Raw genomic sequence first — 20,491 nt, forward strand, 5'->3', positions numbered from 1 at the left:
CCGGGCGGCGCTTACTTGAGGTAGGACAGGCCGGGATGGACCTCGGTGTATCCCTCGACCAGCCTGCGGGCCACGTTGACCGAGTCGACCAGCGGATGCAGCGCGAACGCCGTCACGGCCCGCGCCCGGGAGCCGGACTCGGCGGCGGACAGCACCTCACGCTCGACCGCCTTGACGGCGCAGACCAGACCGGTGGCGTGGGTGGGCAGCGGGTCGACGGCGACCGGGTGGGCGCCGTTCGCGTCGACCAGACAGGGCACCTCGATGACGGCCTCGGCGTCCAGCGCGGACAGGGTGGCGCGGTTGCGGACGTTGAGGATCAGGGTGGTGCGCTCGTCGCGGGCGATGGCCCGCATCAGGGCGAGGGCCACCTTCTCGTACCCGCCGGAGAGGTCGTCGGCGTCGCGTTCGCCCGCGCCCGCCGTCTCCCGGTTCTCGGCCATGTACGTCGCCTCACGCTCGGCCCGGGTGTCTTCCCAGGCCGCGAGGGCCGCGGCGGCCGGGTCCTTCACCTGCGCGTAGAAGCGCGCCTGCTGGTCGCGGAGGAAGGCGCCGCGGGTCTGCCGGGCCTCCTGGTAGGCGCGGACGGTCTCCCGGTTGAAGTAGTAGTAGTGCAGGTACTCGTTGGGGATCGCGCCCAGCGACCTGAGCCAGTCGGCGCCGAACAGCTTGCCCTCCTCGAACGAGCCGAGCAGCCGGGGGTCGGCGAGCAGGCGCGGGAGTTCGTCGCGGCCGGCGACGCGCAGGCCGCGCACCCAGCCGAGGTGGTTGAGGCCGACGTAGTCGATCCACGCCTGCCGCGGGTCGGCGCCGAGCACGCGGGCGATGCGCCGGCCGAGGCCGACCGGTGAGTCGCAGATGCCGATGACGCGGTCGCCGAGGTGGCGGGACATCGCCTCGGTGACCAGGCCGGCCGGGTTGGTGAAGTTGATGACCCAGGCGTCCGGTGCCAGCCGGGCCACACGGCGCGCGATGTCCACGGCGACGGGGACGGTGCGCAGGCCGTAGGCGATGCCACCCGCGCCGACCGTCTCCTGGCCGAGGACGCCCTCGGCGAGGGCCACCCGCTCGTCGTCCGCCCGGCCCGCGAGGCCGCCGACGCGGATCGCGGAGAAGACGAAGTCGGCGCCGCGCAGCGCCTCGTCGAGGTCGGTGGTGGCGCTCACCTCGGGCGCGCCGGGCACCCCTGCGGCCTGTTCGGCGAGCACCCGGGTCACCGCGGACAGCCGCGCGGCGTCCAGGTCGTGCAGCACGACCTGGGTGACCCGGCCCGCCGCGCGGTCCGTCAGCAGGGCCCCGTACACGAGCGGCACCCGGAATCCGCCGCCGCCGAGAATCGTGAGTCTCACGCCGTCACCTCTTTCGCCACCAGCACCTCGACCCCGGCATCCTGCAACGCGGACCGGGTCACGGTGTCCACCGGCGCGTCGGTCACCACCATGTCCAGGTCCTCCGGCCCGCAGACCTTCGCCATTCCCGTGCCGGGGAACTTCGCCGCGTCGGCGAGCAGGACGACCTTGTCACCTGCCCCGATCATGGCCCGCTTGACCGGCACCTCGACCACCGTCGTGTCCATCACCTGGCCGCCCGGCCGCACCCCGCTGGTCCCGAGGAAGAGCCAGTCGGCGTGCAGCTGGCGCAGGTTGTCCTCGGTGAGGAAGCCGACCAGGGAGCGGTACTCGCGGCGGACCATGCCGCCGAGCAGCACCAGTTCGATGCCCTCGTCGTCGGCCAGTTCCTCGTAGACCACAAGGTTGCTGGTGATCACGGTGAGGCGGCGGCCGTGCAGCCGGCGGGCCAGCCGGTAGGCGGTGGTGCCGATGTCGAGCAGCACCGACTGGCCGTCCTGGACGAGCGCCGCGGCGCGCTCGGCTATGGCGTCCTTGGCGGGCACCCGCACCTCGGCCACCTCGGCGAAGGGCTGGTCGCCCTCCTCGGCGACGGCGCCGCCGTGCACCCGGGTGAGCAGGCCGTCCTCCTCCAGTTTGACCAGGTCGCGCCGGATGGTGGCGGGGCTCGCGCCCAGCTGCTCGGAGAGATCGGTCACGGCCGCGGGGCCGCCGGAGCGCAGGGCCCGCAGGATGAGTTGATGTCGTCGTTCTGCCAGCACGACACGCACAGTACTCGTCATCTTCAATCATTTCTATGCTCAGTTCTGCTCGGCTATTGACCGAAGTCGAAGAGCAGCGCACGATTCCGTGCACCGAATGTGAACGGTTCTGACGAGAGGACGATCGCGTGGACGACGACCGGCCCGATGTGCTGCTGACCGGGCTGCTCTTCTACGACCTCGTCCTCACGGGTCTCGACGGCCCGCCCACACCGGGCGAGGAGATCTGGACGACCGGGATGGGCTGCGGCCCGGGCGGCATCGCCAACCTCGCCGTGGCCGCCGCCCGGTTCGGGCTGCGCACCTCGCTCGCCACGGTCTTCGGTGACGACTTCTACGGCGCCCACTGCCGGCAGATCCTGGCCGGCCAGGAGGGCGTGGACCTCGCGCTGTCCCGCACGGCGGACGGCTGGCCCACCCCGGTCACCGTCTCCCTCGCCCTGCCCCGCACCCCCGGCCGGGCCGGCGCGGCCCCCGTGCACGACCGGGCCCTGGTCACCCACGGTCAGGAACCGCCGTACTCCCAGGACGCGCTCATGGGCGACCCGCCCGCGGCCCGCACCGCCCTGGTCCACCTGGAGGCAGAACCGCGCGCCTGGCTCGCCAAGGCCGCCGCGAACGGCACCCGCATCTTCGCCGACGTCGGCTGGGACCCCACCCGGCAGTGGTCCCGCGACCTGCTCGGCCAACTCGCCCTGTGCCACGCCTTCCTGCCCAACGAGGCCGAGGCGATGGCCTACACCCGCACCGACAGCCCGGCCGCCGCGCTCGGCGCGCTCGCCGACCTGGTGCCGGTGGCCGTCGTGACCCGCGGCGGCGACGGCGCGGTCGCGGTCGACCAGACGACCGGCGAGTACGCGGACGTCCCGGCCCTCGACACCGATGTGCTGGACGCCACCGGCGCCGGGGACGTCTTCGGCGCGAGCTTCGTCGCGGCCTCGCTCGGCGGCTGGCCGCTGGCCGAGCGGCTGCGGTTCGCGGTCCTTGCGGCCGGACTCTCGGTGCGCCGGCACGGCGGCGCCCTTGCGGCCCCCGGCTGGTACGGCGTGGATGGCTGGTGGCGCTCGCTCACCGACCCGGAACTGACCGCGGCGTACGGCTTCCTCGCGGACCGGCTGCCGGCCGACCCCGGCCCTCCCGTGCGCCACGCCCCCGTCACCCCGCCCGCGCGGCCGTGCTGACCCGCGTACGCATGCGAAGTCCCGAACAGATCCGAAAGGCGGTGGGAGCTGTGCGGCTCTCACGAAGAGGCGTGCTGCGCGCCGGGCTGGCCGGTGCGGCCGTCACCGGGCTCGGCGGCCTGACGTCCGGCTGTGCCGTTCCGACCGGTTCGACCGGCCGGAACATGGTCCTGTGGTACTGGGACGGCGGCCTCGGCGACACGGTCGTGCGGCGGGCCAGGGCCCGTTTCGACGACGCGGTCGACCTGCGGACCGTCAAGATCGGCGGCTACTACCGCTCGAAGCTCATCACCACGCTGGCCGGCCGCGCCCACGTCCCCGACATCGCGGGCCTCAAGGGCGAGGACATGGCCTCCTATCTGCCCGACGCCGACCAGTTCGTGGACCTGCGCACACTGGGCGCGGACCGGCTGAAGAGCGGCTACCTGCCCTGGAAGTGGCAGGCGGGCATCGCCGACGACGGCCGGATGGTCGGCTTCCCGATCGACTGCGGGCCGGTCGCGCACTACTACCAGTACGCGGTGTTCCGGAAGGCCGGGCTGCCCTACGAGCCCGCGGACGTCTCGGCCGAACTGAACACCTGGGAGAAGTTCTTCGCGGCCGGCGAGCGGCTCGGCAAGCGCCTGCCGGGCACCCATATCCTCACCGACATCACCAGTGTCTTCGAGATGTCGGTCAATCAGGGCACCGAGCGGTTCGTCGACCGGGACCGGCACTTCATCGGCGACGGGGAGCATGTGCGCACCGCCTGGGACCGTGCGGTGGAGGCCAAACAACGCGGCATCGTCTCCAACCTCGTCAGCGGCACCCCCGACCAGTGGTCGGCGACCGAGGACGGCAAGCTGCCGAGCCAGCTCAACGCCTCCTGGGCCACCAACGACATCAAGAACGGCGTGCCGCGGACCAAGGGCCGGTGGCGGGTGGCCGCGTGTCCCGGCGGGCCGTCCAACATCGGCGGATCGTTCCTGTCGATCACCAAGGCGTGCCGGGAGCCCGAGCGGGCCTTCGAGATCATCACCTGGGTACTCGGCGCCGCCAACCAGGCGCAGGGCTTCGTCGACGCGGGCCTGTTCCCGTCCACGCCCGCCTCGTACACCATGCGGAAGCTGCGCGAGCCCGACCCGTTCTTCGGCGGCCAGATCACGATGGACGTCTTCGGACCGGCCGCGCAGCGCGTCCCGGTCGCCTACGCCAGCCCGTACGACGTGGCCCTCGGGCAGCCCGTCAAGGACGAGATCAAGAACGTCGGCGTCCTCGGCAAGAACCCCGAACAGGCATGGAAGGACGCCATGAGCAAGTGCCGCCGCATCGCGAAACACCTGGGGGTGAGCGTCTGATGGCCACCACGCTGGAGAAACCCCCCGTCACCGCGGAGCGGCCCGGCACCGCCCGGCCGAAGACCGGCCTGCGCAGGCACTGGCACCTGTACGCCGCGATCTCCCCCTTCTACCTGCTGTTCCTCGCCTTCGGTCTGATCCCCGTCGGCTTCTCGCTGTATCTGTCGCTGCACCGCTGGGACGGCCTCGGCCCGATGGAGTGGGCGGGCCTGACGCAGTATCAGTACCTGCTGTCCGACGCCGACTTCTGGAGTTCGATCGGGAACACGATCGTCATCTGGGCGCTGGCCACCTTCCCCATGATCTTCCTGGCGATGGTCACGGCCGTGATGCTGAACTCGGCGGTCCGCTTCAAGAACGTCTACCGCTTCGCCTACTTCCTGCCCAACGTCACCTCCGTGGTCGCCGTGGCGATCATCTTCGGATCGGTGTTCTCCACCAACTTCGGCCTGGCGAACGCCCTGTTGCAGGCGGTCGGCCTGGACCAGGTGGCCTGGCTGAACACGCCGTGGGGCATCAAGGCGACCATCGCCACCCTCATGACCTGGCAGTGGACCGGCTACAACGCGATCATCTTCCTGGCCGGCCTGCAGACCATCCCGGGCGAGCTGTACGAGGCGGCGCGCATCGACGGGGCGGGGCCGGTGCAGACCTTCTTCCGGATCACGCTCCCGCTGATGCGTCCGGTGCTGCTGTTCGTGCTGGTCGTGTCCACCGTGACCGGCCTGCAGAGCTTCTCCGAGCCGCAGGTGCTGCTGCAGAACACCGCCAACGAGTCGACGTACTCCGGCGGTCCGGGGCACGCGGGCCGCACCATGGTCCTCTACTTCTTCCAGCAGACCTTCGACAACAACGACTTCGGCTACGGCGCCGCCGTCGCCTGGGGCATCTTCCTCGTCGTTGTCATCTTCTCGATCATCAACTGGCGCCTGGTGCAGCGCCGGGGCGAATAGGAGGCCGGTTCACCATGGCATCCGTCAAGGGCTCCCGGAGCCGGGGCATCGCGCTGCACGCCGTCCTCGTGGCCGGCCTGCTGCTGTCGGCCTTCCCGTTCTACTGGGCCGTCATCATGTCGACCCACACCTCCAGCGAGATCTTCTCCTACCCGCCCAGGCTGCTGCCCGGCTCGCACTTCCTGGAGAACTTCCGCAACCTGTTCGACAGCATCGACTTCTTCGGTTCGATGCTCAACTCGCTGCTGGTGGCGGGGTCGGTGACGGTCCTCGTCCTGTTCTTCGACTCCCTGGCGGCCTTCGTGTTCGCCAAGTTCGAGTTCCCTGGCAAGCGCGTGCTGTTCGCGCTGCTCATGCTGATCTTCATGGTGCCGGCGCAGCTCGCGGCCATCCCGCAGTTCGTGATCATGGCGAGGATCGGCTGGATCGGCTCCATGACGGCGCTGATCGTGCCGGCCGCGGCCAACGCGTTCGGTATCTTCTGGATGCGGCAGTACATGAAGGGCGCCATCCACGACGAACTCCTCGACGCCTCCCGCATCGACGGGGCGAACTTCCTGCGCCAGTACTGGCACGTCGCCCTGCCCGTGGTCCGCCCCGGCCTGGCCTTCCTCGGCATCTTCACCTTCATGGGCCAGTGGAACGACTACGCCTGGCCGCTGATCGCCCTGACCGACCCGGACAACGTGACCCTCCAGGTGGCGCTGTCCCAGCTCAACGGCACCCATGGCACGACCGACTACGGCATGGTGATGACCGGCGCCCTGCTCGCCCTCGTACCGCTGCTGATCGTGTTCGCCCTCGGCGCCCGGCAGATCATCGGCGACCTCGCGAAAGGAGCCATCCGATGACGGACCCCCTGCTGGCGCTGCGCCCCTGGGAGGCACCCGAGGTGACCTCCCTCGGACGGCTCCCGATGCACGCGATCGACCGGCGCACCGGCGCCGTCCGGCTCGACGGCGACTGGCGCTTCCAGTTGCTGCCCGCGCCGGACGCGCCGCTCACCGGGACCTGGTCCACGGCGCACGTCCCCGGCGCCTGGACCCTCCAGGACACCGGTGACCTGCCGCAGTACACCAACGTCCGGATGCCGTTCCCGCAGTTCCCGCCGCAGGTGCCCGCCGCCGACCCGACGGGCGTCTACGAACGCGAGGTGGACATCCCCGCCGAGTGGGCCGGGCGGCGGATCGTGCTCCAGGTCGGGGCCGCGGAGAGCGTCCTGCTGGTGCACGTGGACGGACGGCCCGTCGGTGTCTCCAAGGACTCCCATCTGGCGGCCGAGTTCGACCTGTCGCAACGCGTCCGGCCCGGGACGCGCTCGCTGCTGCGGCTGACCGTGGTCAAGTGGTCGGACGCCTCGCACATCGAGGACCAGGACCACTGGTGGCACGGCGGCATCACCCGTTCGGTGCTGCTGTACGCGACGGACCCGCTGCACCTGGCCGACGTGACCGTGCGAGCCCGGCAGGACGGCGCGCTGCGGGTGGACTGCCGGGTCCGGGACGCGGGCGGCGCGCTGCCCGCCGGCTGGTACGTCAGCGGGGAGCTGGACGGCCAGCCGCTCGTCCAGGACACGGAGTTCGACCGGGCCAACGCCGCGGACGAACGGGTCTCCGACTTCCTCGGCGAGGCGCGGCTCGCGGCCACCGTGCCCGAGGTGCGCACCTGGAACGCGGAGACGCCCGAGCTGTACGACCTGACCGTCCGGCTGCACCGCGCCGACGGCACGGTCGCCGACACCTCACGACACCGCGTCGGCTTCCGCGACGTCGAGATCGCGGGCCGGGACCTGCTGGTCAACGGCGAACGGGTGTACATCCGCGGCGTCAACCGGCACGACTTCCATCCGCTGACCGGCCGCACGGTCGGGTACGAGGACATGCGGGCCGACCTGGTGCTGCTGAAGCGGTTCGGCTTCAACGCGATCCGCACCTCCCACTACCCGAACGACCCGGCGCTGTACGACCTCGCCGACGAACTCGGCTTCTACGTCGTCGACGAGGCCGACATCGAGTCCCACGACCACGCCCACGAGATCGCCGACGACCCCCGCTATCTGAACGCCTTCGTCGACCGGGTCTCACGGATGGTGCTGCGGGACGTCAACCACCCCTCGGTCATCATCTGGTCACTGGGCAACGAGTCCGACTACGGCGCGAGCCACGACGCGGCGGCCGGCTGGGTACGCCGGCACGATCCGACCCGGCCGCTCCAGTACGAGGGCGCGGCCAAGACGGGATGGGCGGATCCCTCGGTCGCCTCCGACATCGCCTGCCCGATGTACGCACCGCTGGAGGACTGTGTGGCACATGCGCTGTCCGGGCGGCAGACGAAGCCGCTGATCCAGTGCGAGTACTCACACGCCATGGGCAACAGCAACGGCACGCTCGCCGACCATTGGGCGGCCATCGAGTCAACGCCTGGCCTTCAGGGCGGGTTCATCTGGGAGTTCTGGGACCACGGCATCCTCCAGCGGGTGAGCGACGGAAAACCCGCCGGGCGCTCCGGCGCCGGGCTGTACGCGGACGGCGTCGCCGGGCCCGGCCACCGCTGGGCGTACGGCGGCGACTTCGGTGAGGCCGTGCACGACGGCGCGTTCGTCGCGGACGGACTCGTCTTCCCGGACCGCTCGCCCAAGCCGGCGATGTACGAGCACCGGGAGCTGGCGGCTCCGGTCCGGATCGAGTGCTACCGGCACGAGGGCATCGTCCTCGGCAACCACCAGCACTTCCGCGGCCTTGACTGGCTGGCGGGCGAGTGGGAGCTGGCCCTCGCCGACGGCCGCACGCTGACCGCGCCGGCCGAGCTGCCGGACCTGCGGCCGGGCCAGACGGCGGCGGTGCCGCTGCCCTTCCGGCTGCCGCCGGACGGCGGCGAGGCCTGGCTGACGCTGCGGGTACGGACGGCACGCGACGAGCCGTGGGCGCCGCGCGGCACCGAGCTGTGCGCACCGCAGCTGCGGCTGCGGGCGCCGGTCGCCGCACCGGCGGCGCCCGCGGCGGGCCGGCCCGTCGAGGTGGACGCCGAGGGGCTGCTCGTGCACCCGCTGCTGACCACCGCGCCCGTGCTGTCCCTGTGGCGGGCGCCCACCGACAACGACGAGCTGGGCGGCATGGCCGAGCGCTGGCGGGCCTGGGGCCTCGACTCGCTCGTCCGCAAGCTGGTCTCCGTGGACCGCTCCGAGGGCCGGGTGCGGGTGCTGGCCGAGTACGCGGGCACGGTCGGCATCGTCCGGCACCGGCAGGAGTTCACCGCCGTCGAGGGCGGACTGCGCGTCGACGAACAAGCCGAGCTGCCGGCGGAGTTCGACGACGTGGCGCGGGTCGGCTCGGTGTTCGAGACGGTGGCGGGCCTCAATCTGCTGGAGTGGTTCGGGCAGGGGCCCTGGGAGTCGTACCCGGACCGCAGCGCGGGCGCGCCGGTCGGCCATCACGCGCTGCCGGTGGACGAGCTGTTCACCCCGTATCTGCGTCCGCAGGAGAGCGGCGGCCGGCACGGCGTGCGCCGCTTCACGCTGTCGGCGCCGGACGCCACCGGGCTCGCGGTCGAGCTGGACGAGCCGCGCCAGGTGTCCGTCACCCGGTTCCGTGCCGCCGACCTGACCGCCGCCGCACACCACGACGAACTGGTGCCGCGGCCCGGGTGCGTGGTGCACCTCGACGCGGCCCACCGCGGACTGGGCACGGCGTCCTGCGGCCCGGACACCTCACCCGCCCACCGCATCGCCCCCGGCATCCACCACTGGACCTGGACCCTGCGCACCCGGTAACCCACTCCAGCGGGAGGGGGCGTGGCGGCGGCCTGCCGTGATCGGAAGGTGATCCACGGGCCTGTCGGCCGTCACCCATGACGTGCACAATCAACCACATGACGATCACCACGGTCGCCCCGCCCACGCACAACAGGCCCACCGGCCTCGCCCTCGGGTTTCTGACGGGCGGTGTGATCGGGGCGTCGTTGACCGCCTTCATCGGCGGATGCGTCGTCGAGAAGGCGTCACTGATCGTCATGGGGCCGGTTCTTGCCGCGGCCTACAGCCTGCTCTTCTTCCTCTGCACCCTGCCCCGCCGCGCGCGTGAGGCGGCCGTCGTACCGCGCACGGCGCTCGCGATGATCGAGAGCCTGGAGGCCGTACGGGGTGAGTCCAGCGACGTACCGGTGCGGTTCGAGCTGACCGTCGCGCCGGACGACGCGCCCGCGTACCGCGTGGAGATGCAGCAGGACATCAACCTCGTCGAGCTTCCCGACTACCAGCGGCGCGGGATCGTGGTGGTCACGTATCCGCCGGACCGCCCGTGGAAGGTGCGGATCGTGAAGCGGCCGACGCCTGAGTGGGAGGAGCGGACGGCCGGGGCACGCCTGGACTCGGCGCCGGGTCCGGCCATGAAGAGCGACATCTCGGGGGGCTGCGCCGGCGGTCTCCTCACGCTCCTCGGCCTGTTGCTCGGTGCAGCCGCCGTGCTCCTGCTGTTCCGCGCCGACCTGTTCGGTTCCGACGAGAGCGGCGCCTCGCCCAGGCCATCCGTCTCCTCCTCGTCGTCCACGACCACCGTGACGTCGGCGACCGGCACGGTCACCCTCGGTCCGGGCCAGTCGATGCTCGTCCGGGGCGAACTGCGCACGGCCGTCGAGTCGTTGACACGGGGCGGGGACAGGCGCCGGGCGCTCACCGTCGTCGTACAGGACCGCCTGCTGACGGTCGTCTTCTCCCCCACCGGCGTGAACACCGCCGGGTTCGACCCGCGTTCCCTGCCCTACAATCGCGTCCCCGCACTGGTCGAGGAGGCCAGGACCAGCCTCGGCGTCGGCTCCCCGCAGAGCTGGCAGCTGACCGCCGACGGCGTCGGCGGCTCGCTCACGCTCCGGATCGTGGTGACCGGCGACGGGGGTACGGGAGTGTTGGAGGCGGACGGGGAGGGGAACGTCCTTCGGCGCAGCGGCAGTTGACCAGATCGACGAACGGAGGGCGCATGGGGTGGGACGAGTTCCTGCTGCTGTGGTGTGCGGTGTGGGGTGGGGTGGCACTGGTCGGGTTCGGCATGTCGCTGGCCGGGGTGACCAAGGCGCAGCGGACGGTCCGGCTCACGGGGCGGATCGAGCGGGTGCGGGAACCCCGGCACGGCGGGTCCCGTAAGGGCGGGATATCGGTGGTCGTCTCCTATCGCGACCCGGCCTCCGGGCAGGAGGTCACCGTGACGAACGACGGTGAGCGCGGCGAGATGATCACTGCGGCGTGGGAGGGCCGGGAGATCGGGGTCAGCCACCCGCGGAGAAGACCGCACGCCTACCGTTTCTCGAACATCCCCGAAGAGCCCGGTCGCGGTCTGGGCCGGCCGAGTTTCGCGGTCTTCCTTGTCTACGTCGGGCTGGTCGTCCTCGCCGCGGTCGACCTGGGGTGGCCGTGGGCGCTGATCGGATTCGGCGGGCCGTGGGCGGTCGTCGCGGCCCTCCACCTGCCCGGGACGGTCCGTGCCAAGAACGATCGCCTCGGCAGGCTGGCCGATATGGCGAGCGTGCAGGGACGCGTCGTCGCGGTGTTGAAGGACGTCAGCATCGACCAGGACGACGGCCACACCTGGACCACCATCACCCCGGTTGTGTCGTTCACCACCCGCGAGGGCACGGTCGTCACGGCCCACTGCACGGCCAACCTCCCCCATCCTGCCGAGGCGCACGGCCGTGACGTCACGGTCCACTACACGCCCGCCGACCCGGCCGACTTCACGCTGGACCGCGCCGCCGAACACCGCTCGGAGAATCAGGACGTGACGTTCAACGTCCTGGTGATCGTGGTCCTCGCGGCGACGGCCATGGCGGGAGTGGCGTTCCTCTGAGCGCCGGGAAGGGTGCCGGTGAGACCCAAGATGGCGACAACGAGCGGACCGCCCCGGACACCCCGGCTTCGAACGTTCCCCGCGCCGCCGAGCCGAGCACGGTGATGAAACGTCAGTTTCCTTACCGGCAGGGGACTTTCTTGGCTTCAACTCTTGACGTGCGCAGGCGCCCGGAGCACATTGGCCGCATCTTGAGAGCGCTCTCACGGATGTCCCCCGCCCGTTCCGCACCCGAGAGGCCCCCCATGAGCGAACCCTCCGGAACCCACAGACGCGGCCCGCTGCGCCGCGCGCTCGTCGCCGTGCTCGGCACCCTCGCCCTGACGGCCGCCGCCGCCACGGCCGCCACCCTGCCCGCCAACGCCTCCGCGCCCACACCCCCGTCGGGCTGGACCCAGGTCTTCCTCGACGACTTCAACGGCGCGGCGGGATCCGCGGTCAGCACCTCCAACTGGCAGTACGCGACGGGGACTTCGTACCCGGGTGGCGCCGCCAACTGGGGCACGGGCGAGGTCGAGACGATGACGTCGAGCACCAACAACGTCGCGCTCGACGGCAACGGCAACCTGCTGATCACTCCGCGCCGCGACGCCGCGGGCAACTGGACCTCCGGCCGCATCGAGACCAACCGCACCGACTTCCAGCCCCCGGCCGGCGGCAAGCTGCGCGTCGAGGCCCGCGTTCAGATGCCGAACGTCACCGGCGCCGCCGCCAAGGGCTACTGGCCGGCCTTCTGGATGCTCGGCGCGCCGTTCCGCGGCAACTACTGGAACTGGCCGGGCGTGGGCGAACTGGACATCATGGAGAACGTCCAGGGCCTCAACACCGCCTGGGCCACGATGCACTGCGGCACCAACCCGGGCGGCCCCTGCAACGAGACGACCGGCATCGGCGGTTCGACCTCCTGCACCGGCACGACCTGCCAGGCGGGCTTCCACACCTACCGGATGGAGTGGGACCGTTCGACCAGCCCCGAGGAGATCCGCTTCTACCTCGACGGCGTCAACTTCCACACCGTGCGGGCCGACCAGGTGGACGCGACGACCTGGTCGAACGCGACCGACCACGGCTTCTTCATCATCCTCAACGTGGCCATGGGCGGCGGCTTCCCGGGTGCCTTCGGCGGCGGCCCGGACGCCGGCACCGAGCCGAACCACCCGATGGTCGTGGACTACGTGCAGGTACTGCAGTCCGGTGGGGGCGGTACCACTCCCCCGCCGACCGGCAACCGGGACGCCTACAGCGCCATCCAGGCCGAGTCGTACGACAGCCAGTCCGGCGTGATCGCCGAGGCCACGTCGGACACCGGCGGCGGACAGGACATCGGCTCGATCGCGAGCGGGGACTGGGCGCAGTACAAGGGCGTCAACTTCGGGTCCACGGCCGCCACCCAGTTCTACGCCCGGGTGGCGAGCGGCGCCGCGAGCGGGGTGAGCGGTCTTGTGGAGGTGCGCCTGGACAGCCGCAGCAACGCCCCGATAGGCAGCTTCGCGCTGGCCGACACGGGCGGCTGGCAGTCCTGGCGGACGGTCCCGGCCAACATCGGCCGGGTGACCGGCATGCACGATGTGTATCTGACGTTCACCAGCGGCCAGCCGGCCGACTTCGTGAACGTGAACTGGTTCGACTTCGGCCACTGACCGGCTCCGCCGCACCAAGGGGGCCCCGCACGAGCGGGGCCCCCTTCGCCGCGCGCGGACCGCCCTCAGCTCAGCTCGGCTCGGAACGCCGCCGGGGTCCGGCCGGTGCGCAGGTGGAAGAACTTGGAGAAGTTCGCCGCGTCGGGGAAGCCGACGGCCGCGCCGACCCGGCCGATGGGCAGATCGGTGTGCGCCAGCAGCCGCTTGGCCTCCAGAACCACCCGCTTGTCGATGAAGCCCTTGGGGGTCTCCCCGGTGGCGGCGCGGACCGCGCGGACGAGGGTGCGGCGGGAGTAGCCGAGGGCATCGGCGTAGGCGCTGACGCTGTGATTGGTGGAAAAGCCCTGCTCGACCGCGTCACGAAAGAGCGTGAAGGTCGTGTCGTCCTGCTGCCGGGCCGCCTCCGCGGAGCTGGCCGCGAGATGGGCGAGGCGCAGCAGGAACGCCGTCAGGGAGTGCCGCAGCACCGCCGTGTGCAGGCTGAGCGGAAGGGTCGCCGTGTCCTCGTACTCGCGTCGCAGCTGGTCGAGCGCGGCGCGCAGGGCGTCGAGCCGTGCCGGGTCGGGGTGCAGCAGGGGCGGCAGGTCGTAGCGGTACAGGCCGGTGGCCTCGACGGTGGCGCGGGGCAGGAAACCGGGCTGCATGGCAAGGACGGTTCCGCGGTACTCGCTCGCCCGGGAGAAGCGGTGGACCTGTCCGGGCCGGATCCACAGCACGTCGCCCGCCGCCGCCTCGTACTCGGCGAAGTCGATCATGTGGTGGACGGGGCCGCCGCTGAACAGCATGACCACATGGAAGTCGATGCGGTGGACGCGGTGCAGCGGGGCGTGCGTGTGCCAGATGCGGCCGGTTTCCATCGGGCCGACCTGGATGCCGACGCCGCCGACGCTCAGGTCGACCGGGAAGGGGAACGTTCTGATCCCGTCGCCGCCCTCACGACCGTCGCCGCCTTGCGCTCTTCTGCCTGCCATGTCCCTCTTGTGCCGCCTCTGCGCTGCCGTCGGTGTCCCATTTTCACCACAGGCTGACACACCCCGACCTTCCTCCCCAAAAGTCAGACTTTTACTTTTGAACGCGTCCAGCCAGAACCCCGCTGAGATCGAGGATTTCTTGAAGATGAGCACGCAGACAACCGACGGCTTCGAGTGGACCGATCTCGACCGGCGTGCCGTGGACACCGCCCGCCTCCTGGCGGCCGATGCCGTGCAGCAGGTCGGAAACGGGCACCCGGGCACGGCGATGAGCCTCGCCCCTGCCGCGTACACGATCTTTCAGAAGCTGATGCGTCACGATCCGGCCGATCCGGAGTGGACCGGCCGGGACCGCTTCGTGCTGTCCCCCGGCCACACCTCGCTGACCCTCTACACCCAGCTCTTCCTCGCCGGCTACGAGGTGGAGCTGGACGATCTGAAGGCGTTTCGCACCCACGGCTCGAAGACGCCCGGCCACCCCGAGTACGGGCACACCGCGGGCGTGGAGACCACCACAGGTCCGCTCGGCCAGGGCGTCGCGAACGCCGTCGGCATGGCGATGGCCGCCCGCTACGAGCGCGGTCTGTTCGACCCCGACGCCCCCGAGGGCACCTCACCCTTCGACCACACCATCTGGGCGATCGTCTCGGACGGCGACCTGGAGGAGGGCGTCTCCGCCGAGGCGTCCTCGCTCGCCGGCCACCAGCGGCTCGGCAACCTGGTCTTCCTCTACGACGACAACCACATCTCCATCGAGGGCGACACCGCCACAGCCTTCTCCGAGGATGTGCTCGGGCGCTACGAGGCGTACGGCTGGCACGTGCAGCGCGTCGAGCCCGCGGAGAACGGCGATGTCGACGTGCCCGCCCTGTACGCGGCGCTGGACGCGGCCCGAGCCGAGACCGGGCGCCCGTCGATCGTCGCGCTGCGCACGATCATCGCCTGGCCCGCCCCCCACGCCCAGAACACCGAGGCCGCCCACGGCTCCGCCCTGGGTGCCGAGGAGGTCGCCGCCACCAAGCGGGTCCTCGGCTTCGATGCCGAGCAGCACTTCGCCGTCGCCGACGACGTCCTCGCGCACACCCGGCAGGCCCTGGACCGGGGCGCCGAGGCCCATGCCGCCTGGGACAAGCGGATCGCCGAGTGGCGCACCGCCCTGCCCGAGCACGCCCGCCTGTTCGACCGCGTCGTCGCCGGTCAGCTCCCGGACGGCTGGCAGGACGCCCTGCCCGTCTTCGAGTCCGGCAAGTCCCTCGCCACCCGCGCCGCCTCCGGCAAGGTCCTCCAGGCCCTCGGCCCGGTCGTACCCGAACTGTGGGGTGGCTCCGCCGACCTCGCCGGCTCCAACAACACCACCATCGACGCGTCCTCCTCGTTCCTGCCGAAGGGCAACCCGCTGCCGGGCGCCGACCCGTACGGCCGCACCGTCCACTTCGGCATCCGCGAGTTCTCCATGGCCGCCGAAATGAACGGCATCGCCCTGCACGGCAACACCCGCATCTACGGCGGCACCTTCCTGGTGTTCTCCGACTACATGCGCAACGCCGTCCGCATGGCCGCCCTCATGCAGCTCCCCGTCACCTACGTGTGGACGCACGACTCGATCGGCCTGGGCGAGGACGGCCCCACCCACCAGCCCGTCGAACACCTCGCCTCGCTGCGCGCCATCCCCGGCCTGAGCGTCGTCCGCCCGGCGGACGCCAACGAGACCGTGACCGTCTGGGCCGAGATCCTGAAGAGGCACACCACCAAGCCCGCCCCGCACGGACTCGCGCTGACCCGTCAGGGCGTGCCGACGTACGCGCGCAACCCGGACGCGGCCAAGGGCGGCTACGTCCTGCACGACTCGTCCGCCCAGACCCCGGAGGTGATCCTGATCGCCACCGGTTCCGAGGTGCAGCTCGCCGTCGCCGCACGGGACCTGCTGGAGGCCGAGGGCATCGGCACCCGTGTGGTGTCCATGCCCTCCGTGGAGTGGTTCGAGGAGCAGGACCGGGCCTGGCGGGACAGCGTCCTGCCGCCCGCCGTCAGGGCCCGGGTCGCCGTCGAGGCCGGCGTCGGCCTGACCTGGCACCGCTACGTCGGCGACGCCGGACGCATCGTCTCGCTGGAGCACTTCGGCGCCTCCGCCGCCGCGCAGACCCTGTTCGCCGAGTTCGGGTTCACCCCCGAGAACGTCGCCGCCAAGGCCCGGGAATCCCTGGCCGCCGCCCGCGGTTGATCCGATCGCCAGAAAGAAGATGATCACAGTGACCGAAGCAACCGCGACCGCGGGAGCACTCCAGCGCCTGACCGAGGAGGGCGTGTCGATCTGGCTCGACGATCTGTCGCGACGCCGGATCAGCAGCGGCAACCTGGCCGAACTCGTCGCCCGCAGGCACATCGTGGGTGTCACCACCAACCCGTCCATCTTCCAGGCCGCCATCGGCTCCGTGGACGGGTCCCCCGACCCGAGCGAGGCCGACGGCGGGTCGGGGTACGAGGAGCAGCTGGCCGACCTGGCCGTGCGCGGTGTCACGGTCGACGAGGCCGTACGGATGATGACCACCGCCGACGTCCGCGCCGCGGCCGATGTGCTGCGGCCGGTGTACGACGCGACCGGCGGCCGGGACGGCCGGGTCTCCATCGAGGTCGACCCGCGCCTCGCGTACGACACCGCGGCGACGGTCGCCGAGGCCAAGCAGCTCGCCTGGCTCGTCGACCGCCCCAACGTGATGATCAAGATTCCGGCCACCGAGGCGGGACTGCCGGCCATCACCGAGGTGATCGGCCTCGGTATCAGCGTCAACGTCACGCTGATCTTCTCGCTTGAGCGCTACCGGCAGGTCATGGACGCCTATCTGGCCGGTCTGGAGAAGGCCCGCGCGGCGGGCCTCGACCTGTCCGCCGTGCACTCCGTGGCCTCCTTCTTCGTCTCACGGGTCGACAGCGAGATCGACAAGCGGCTGACGCTCCTCGGCACCGACCGGGCCCGCGCCCTCAAGGGCAGGGCGGCGCTGGCGAACGCGCGACTGGCCTACGAGGCCTACGAGGACGTGTTCGGCGGCCCGCGCTGGACCGCGCTCGCCGGGGCCCGGGCCACCAAGCAGCGCCCGCTGTGGGCGTCCACCGGCGTGAAGGACCCGGCCTACAAGGACACCCTGTACGTGGACGGTCTGGTCGCGCCCGGCACCGTCAACACCATGCCGGAGGCGACGCTCGACGCCACCGCCGACCACGGCGACATCACCGGCGACACGGTGACCGGCGGCTACGCACAGGCCCGAGCCGACCTCGCGGCCGTGGAACGGCTCGGCATCTCCTACGACGACGTCGTCCGCAAGCTGGAGGACGAGGGCGTCGCCAAGTTCCGGGCGGCCTGGCAGGAGCTGCTGACCGCCGTCACGAAGTCACTGGACAGCAAGGGAGTTGACGCCCGATGAGCACCCCCGAACAGGAACCGGCGCCGGCCGCTGCGCGCGTCCCGGCCGCACGGGCCGCCGATGCCCCGCCGACCGCCGACTGGGTGAACCCGCTGCGCGACCCCCGCGACCGCCGGCTCCCCCGGATCGCCGGCCCCTCCGGCCTGGTGATCTTCGGTGTGACCGGCGACCTGTCCCGCAAGAAGCTGATGCCGGCCGTCTACGACCTGGCCAACCGGGGTCTGCTGCCGCCGGGCTTCTCACTGGTGGGCTTCGCCCGCCGGGACTGGGCGGACCAGGACTTCGCGCAGGAGGTGCACGACGCCGTCCGCGAGCACGCCCGCACGCCGTTCCGCGAGGAGGTCTGGCAGCAGCTCGCCGAGGGGATGCGGTTCGTGCCCGGTGACTTCGACGACGACACGGCGTTCAAGCAGCTGCGCGAGGCCGTCGAGGAACTGAACGCCTCCCGCGGCACCGGCGGCAACTTCGCCTTCTACCTCTCCGTGCCGCCCAAGTTCTTCCCGAAGGTCGTGCGGCAGCTGAAGAAGCACGGCTTGGCGGACCCCCCGGAGGGCTCCTGGCGGCGCGCGGTCATCGAGAAGCCGTTCGGCCACGACCTGAAGTCGGCCGAGGAGCTGAACAAGGTCGTGCACGAGGTGTTCGAACCGGATCAGGTGTTCCGGATCGACCACTACCTGGGCAAGGAGACCGTCCAGAACATCCTGGCGCTGCGCTTCGCCAACCAGATGTACGAACCCGTCTGGAACCGCTCGTACGTCGACCATGTGCAGATCACCATGGCCGAGGACATCGGCATCGGCGGCCGGGCCGGCTACTACGACGGGATCGGCGCCGCCCGTGACGTCATCCAGAACCATCTGCTCCAGCTGATGGCACTCACCGCCATGGAGGAGCCCATCGCCTTCGACGCGGAGTCGCTGCTCACCGAGAAACTGAAGGTGCTCAGGTCGGTGCTGCTGCCCGAGGACCTCGGCGCGCACACCGTCCGCGGGCAGTACGCGGCCGGCTGGCAGGGCGGCGAGGAGGTCGTCGGCTACCTCCAGGAGGACGGCATCGACGCCAGGTCGAAGACCGACACCTACGCCGCGATCAAGCTGGAGATCGACAACCGCCGCTGGGCGGGCGTCCCCTTCTATCTGCGCACCGGCAAGCGGCTCGGCCGCCGGGTCACCGAGATCGCGGTGGTCTTCCAGCGGGCCCCGCACTCCCCCTTCGACCACACCGCGACCGAGGAACTGGGCCAGAACGCGGTCGTCATCCGCGTCCAGCCCGACGAGGGCATGACCGTCCGGTTCGGCTCGAAGGTGCCGGGCACCTCGATGGAGATCCGGGACGTGTCCATGGACTTCGCCTACGGCGAGTCGTTCACGGAGTCCAGCCCGGAGGCGTACGAACGGCTCATCCTGGACGTGCTGCTCGGCGACGCCAATCTGTTCCCCCGGACCGAGGAAGTGGAAGAGTCCTGGAAGATCCTCGACCCGATCGAGGAGTACTGGGCGGCGCACGGCAGGCCGGCCCAGTACGCGTCGGGCGGCTGGGGACCCGAGGAAGCCGACGAGATGCTCGCACGAGACGGACGGAGCTGGCGCAGGCCATGAAGATCGACCTGACCGACACCACGGCAAGCAAGATCAACAAGGCCCTTGTGCGGGGTCGCCGTGCCATCGGCACCCCGGCGGTGGGCATGGTCCTGACGATGGTGATCGTCACGGACGAGGAGAACGCCTACGACTCCATCAAGGCGGCCGAGGACGCCTCGCGCGAGCACCCCTCGCGCACCCTCGTCGTGATCAAGCGGCACGCCCGCACCCCCCGCGAGCGCACCCGGCCGCGGCTGGACGCGGAGATCCGGGTCGGCTCCGAGGCGGGCACCGGCGAGACGGTGGTGCTGCGCACGTTCGGCGAGGTCTCCGACCACGCCGACTCCGTGGTGCTGCCGCTGCTGCTGCCGGACGCCCCGGTCGTCGTGTGGTGGCCGGTGGACGCCCCCGACAATCCGGCGAAGGACCCGCTGGGCGCGCTCGCCCAGCGCCGGATCACCGACATGTACGCCGTGGAGCACCCGCTGGACGCCCTGGAGGCCCGGGTCCGCTCCTACGCGCCCGGCGACACCGACCTGGCCTGGACCCGGCTCACCCCGTGGCGCTCGATGCTGGCCGCGGCCCTGGACCAGGCCCGGGTGAAGATCACCTCGGCCGTGGTGGAGAGCGAGGCGGAGAACCCCAGCGCCGAACTGCTCGCCCGCTGGATGGAGGCGCGCCTCGGGGTCCCGGCCGAACGGATCGTCACGGCCGGGCCGGTCGTCACGGCCGTCCGCCTGGGCACCACGGACGGCGAGATCGTCATCGACCGGCCGGAGGGCCCGCTCGCCACGCTGACCCTGCCCGGCCAGCCGCCGCGCACCCTCGCCCTGAAGGTCCGGCCCACCTCGGAACTCATCGCCGAGGAGCTGCGCCGCCTCGACGCCGACGAGATGTACGCCATCGCCCTGCGCGGCGAGGGCACCAAGGAGAACGTCTGATATGCCCGAGTCCCCTCACCCCGTGCTCACCCGGCGGCCCGAGTGGGTCGCGCTCGCCGACCACCGCGCCGCGTGGCAACCGCAGTTGCGCGAGCTGTTCGCGGCCGATCCCGGGCGGGCCGAGCGGTATGCCGTACGCGTCGGCGACCTGCTGATCGACTACAGCAAACACCTGATCACCGACGAGACGCTGGCGCTGCTCCAGGAACTGGCGGTGGCGAGTGATGTGTTCGGGTTGCGGGATGCGATGTTCCGTGGGGAGAAGATCAATGTCACGGAGGACCGGGCGGTGCTGCATACGGCGTTGCGGGCGCCGCGGGATGCGGTGATCGAGGTCGACGGGGAGAACGTGGTTCCCGCGGTGCATGCGGTGCTGGACAGGATGTCGGGTTTCGCCGAGCGGGTGCGTTCGGGTGCCTGGACGGGTCATACGGGCCGGCGGATCAGGAATGTGGTGAACATCGGGATCGGTGGATCGGATCTGGGTCCTGCGATGGCGTACGAGGCGTTGCGGGCGTACAC

General features: G+C 71.2%; 15 protein-coding genes and 1 pseudogene. 13 read left to right on the forward strand and 3 right to left on the reverse strand.

Annotated features, from left to right (window positions below):
* Positions 1–11: 11 nt before the first annotated feature.
* Positions 12–1,349, reverse strand: coding sequence for a 6-phospho-beta-glucosidase (locus tag ACFYTE_RS34870; RefSeq protein WP_388719281.1), 1,338 nt, complete (start codon positions 1,347–1,349; stop codon positions 12–14).
* Positions 1,346–2,110, reverse strand: a complete 765-nt coding sequence (locus ACFYTE_RS34875) for a DeoR/GlpR family DNA-binding transcription regulator (protein WP_388719311.1) — start codon at positions 2,108–2,110, stop codon at positions 1,346–1,348. Before ACFYTE_RS34875 ends, ACFYTE_RS34870 begins: the two co-directional genes overlap by 4 nt.
* A 128-nt stretch (positions 2,111–2,238) precedes the next feature.
* Here ACFYTE_RS34875 and ACFYTE_RS34880 point away from each other — a divergent pair, with 128 nt between their 5' ends.
* The 8 genes from ACFYTE_RS34880 to ACFYTE_RS34915 all read left to right on the forward strand — a co-directional run bounded on the left by ACFYTE_RS34880 (position 2,239) and on the right by ACFYTE_RS34915 (position 13,055).
* Entirely contained in the window at positions 2,239–3,291 is a 1,053-nt protein-coding gene (locus ACFYTE_RS34880) for a carbohydrate kinase family protein (RefSeq protein WP_388719283.1), read from the forward strand.
* Positions 3,292–3,341: 50 nt separating this feature from the next.
* Positions 3,342–4,628 (forward strand): extracellular solute-binding protein, encoded by a 1,287-nt coding sequence (locus ACFYTE_RS34885; RefSeq protein WP_388719285.1) that lies wholly within the window; start codon positions 3,342–3,344, stop codon positions 4,626–4,628.
* Complete coding sequence (locus ACFYTE_RS34890) at positions 4,628–5,581, forward strand: carbohydrate ABC transporter permease (protein ID WP_388719287.1); 954 nt, start codon at positions 4,628–4,630, stop codon at positions 5,579–5,581. Before ACFYTE_RS34885 ends, ACFYTE_RS34890 begins: the two co-directional genes overlap by 1 nt.
* A gap of 14 nt (positions 5,582–5,595) precedes the next feature.
* Positions 5,596–6,432, forward strand: a complete 837-nt coding sequence (locus ACFYTE_RS34895; protein WP_388719289.1) for a carbohydrate ABC transporter permease — start codon at positions 5,596–5,598, stop codon at positions 6,430–6,432.
* Positions 6,429–9,350 carry a glycoside hydrolase family 2 TIM barrel-domain containing protein gene (locus tag ACFYTE_RS34900; protein ID WP_388719291.1) on the forward strand — a complete coding sequence of 974 codons (2,922 nt, stop codon included), beginning with the start codon at positions 6,429–6,431 and terminating at the stop codon, positions 9,348–9,350. Before ACFYTE_RS34895 ends, ACFYTE_RS34900 begins: the two co-directional genes overlap by 4 nt.
* A 98-nt stretch (positions 9,351–9,448) precedes the next feature.
* Positions 9,449–10,528, forward strand: coding sequence for a hypothetical protein (locus tag ACFYTE_RS34905; RefSeq protein WP_388719293.1), 1,080 nt, complete (start codon positions 9,449–9,451; stop codon positions 10,526–10,528).
* 23 nt (positions 10,529–10,551) lie between these two features.
* Positions 10,552–11,415: a DUF3592 domain-containing protein gene (locus tag ACFYTE_RS34910; protein ID WP_388719295.1), complete on the forward strand. Its 864-nt coding sequence runs from the start codon at positions 10,552–10,554 to the stop codon at positions 11,413–11,415.
* A gap of 245 nt (positions 11,416–11,660) precedes the next feature.
* Positions 11,661–13,055, forward strand: a complete 1,395-nt coding sequence (locus ACFYTE_RS34915) for a glycoside hydrolase family 16 protein (RefSeq protein WP_388719297.1) — start codon at positions 11,661–11,663, stop codon at positions 13,053–13,055.
* A 65-nt stretch (positions 13,056–13,120) separates the two neighbouring features.
* Here the strand turns inward: ACFYTE_RS34915 and ACFYTE_RS34920 are convergent, their stop codons facing one another.
* Complete coding sequence (locus ACFYTE_RS34920; RefSeq protein ID WP_388719299.1) at positions 13,121–14,026, reverse strand: helix-turn-helix domain-containing protein; 906 nt, start codon at positions 14,024–14,026, stop codon at positions 13,121–13,123.
* A 145-nt stretch (positions 14,027–14,171) separates the two neighbouring features.
* Here ACFYTE_RS34920 and tkt point away from each other — a divergent pair, with 145 nt between their 5' ends.
* The 5 genes and pseudogenes from tkt to ACFYTE_RS34945 form a co-directional block, all read left to right on the forward strand.
* Positions 14,172–16,247, forward strand: a complete 2,076-nt coding sequence (tkt, locus tag ACFYTE_RS34925) for a transketolase (RefSeq protein ID WP_388719301.1) — start codon at positions 14,172–14,174, stop codon at positions 16,245–16,247.
* A gap of 19 nt (positions 16,248–16,266) precedes the next feature.
* The gene (gene tal / locus ACFYTE_RS34930) at positions 16,267–17,448 is read left to right on the forward strand and encodes a transaldolase (RefSeq protein ID WP_388719303.1); all 1,182 of its coding nucleotides are present in this window, start codon (positions 16,267–16,269) and stop codon (positions 17,446–17,448) included.
* Positions 17,445–19,046, forward strand: coding sequence for a glucose-6-phosphate dehydrogenase (gene zwf / locus ACFYTE_RS34935; protein ID WP_388719305.1), 1,602 nt, complete (start codon positions 17,445–17,447; stop codon positions 19,044–19,046). Before tal ends, zwf begins: the two co-directional genes overlap by 4 nt.
* On the forward strand, positions 19,043–19,969 hold the full coding sequence (opcA, locus tag ACFYTE_RS34940) for a glucose-6-phosphate dehydrogenase assembly protein OpcA (protein WP_388719307.1): 927 nt from the start codon (positions 19,043–19,045) through the stop codon (positions 19,967–19,969). Before zwf ends, opcA begins: the two co-directional genes overlap by 4 nt.
* A 1-nt stretch (position 19,970) precedes the next feature.
* Positions 19,971–20,491, forward strand: a pseudogene (locus ACFYTE_RS34945) (glucose-6-phosphate isomerase); the annotation flags it as partial.

The organism is Streptomyces sp. NPDC004629 (genome assembly GCF_042873595.1).
Taxonomy (GTDB): Bacteria; Actinomycetota; Actinomycetes; order Streptomycetales; family Streptomycetaceae; genus Streptomyces.

What these genes read in the sequence shown, in the direction of transcription:
- ACFYTE_RS34890 (WP_388719287.1), top strand. Translation starts at nt 4,628, where the DNA reads ATGGCCACCACGCTGGAGAAACCCCCCGTCACCGCGGAGCGGCCCGGC.
- ACFYTE_RS34895 (WP_388719289.1), top strand. Translation starts at nt 5,596, where the DNA reads ATGGCATCCGTCAAGGGCTCCCGGAGCCGGGGCATCGCGCTGCACGCC.
- ACFYTE_RS34900 (WP_388719291.1), top strand. Translation starts at nt 6,429, where the DNA reads ATGACGGACCCCCTGCTGGCGCTGCGCCCCTGGGAGGCACCCGAGGTG.
- ACFYTE_RS34905 (WP_388719293.1), top strand. Translation starts at nt 9,449, where the DNA reads ATGACGATCACCACGGTCGCCCCGCCCACGCACAACAGGCCCACCGGC.
- ACFYTE_RS34910 (WP_388719295.1), top strand. Translation starts at nt 10,552, where the DNA reads ATGGGGTGGGACGAGTTCCTGCTGCTGTGGTGTGCGGTGTGGGGTGGG.
- ACFYTE_RS34915 (WP_388719297.1), top strand. Translation starts at nt 11,661, where the DNA reads ATGAGCGAACCCTCCGGAACCCACAGACGCGGCCCGCTGCGCCGCGCG.
- ACFYTE_RS34920 (WP_388719299.1), bottom strand. Translation starts at nt 14,026, where the DNA reads ATGGCAGGCAGAAGAGCGCAAGGCGGCGACGGTCGTGAGGGCGGCGAC.
- tkt (WP_388719301.1), top strand. Translation starts at nt 14,172, where the DNA reads ATGAGCACGCAGACAACCGACGGCTTCGAGTGGACCGATCTCGACCGG.
- tal (WP_388719303.1), top strand. Translation starts at nt 16,267, where the DNA reads ATGATCACAGTGACCGAAGCAACCGCGACCGCGGGAGCACTCCAGCGC.
- zwf (WP_388719305.1), top strand. Translation starts at nt 17,445, where the DNA reads ATGAGCACCCCCGAACAGGAACCGGCGCCGGCCGCTGCGCGCGTCCCG.
- opcA (WP_388719307.1), top strand. Translation starts at nt 19,043, where the DNA reads ATGAAGATCGACCTGACCGACACCACGGCAAGCAAGATCAACAAGGCC.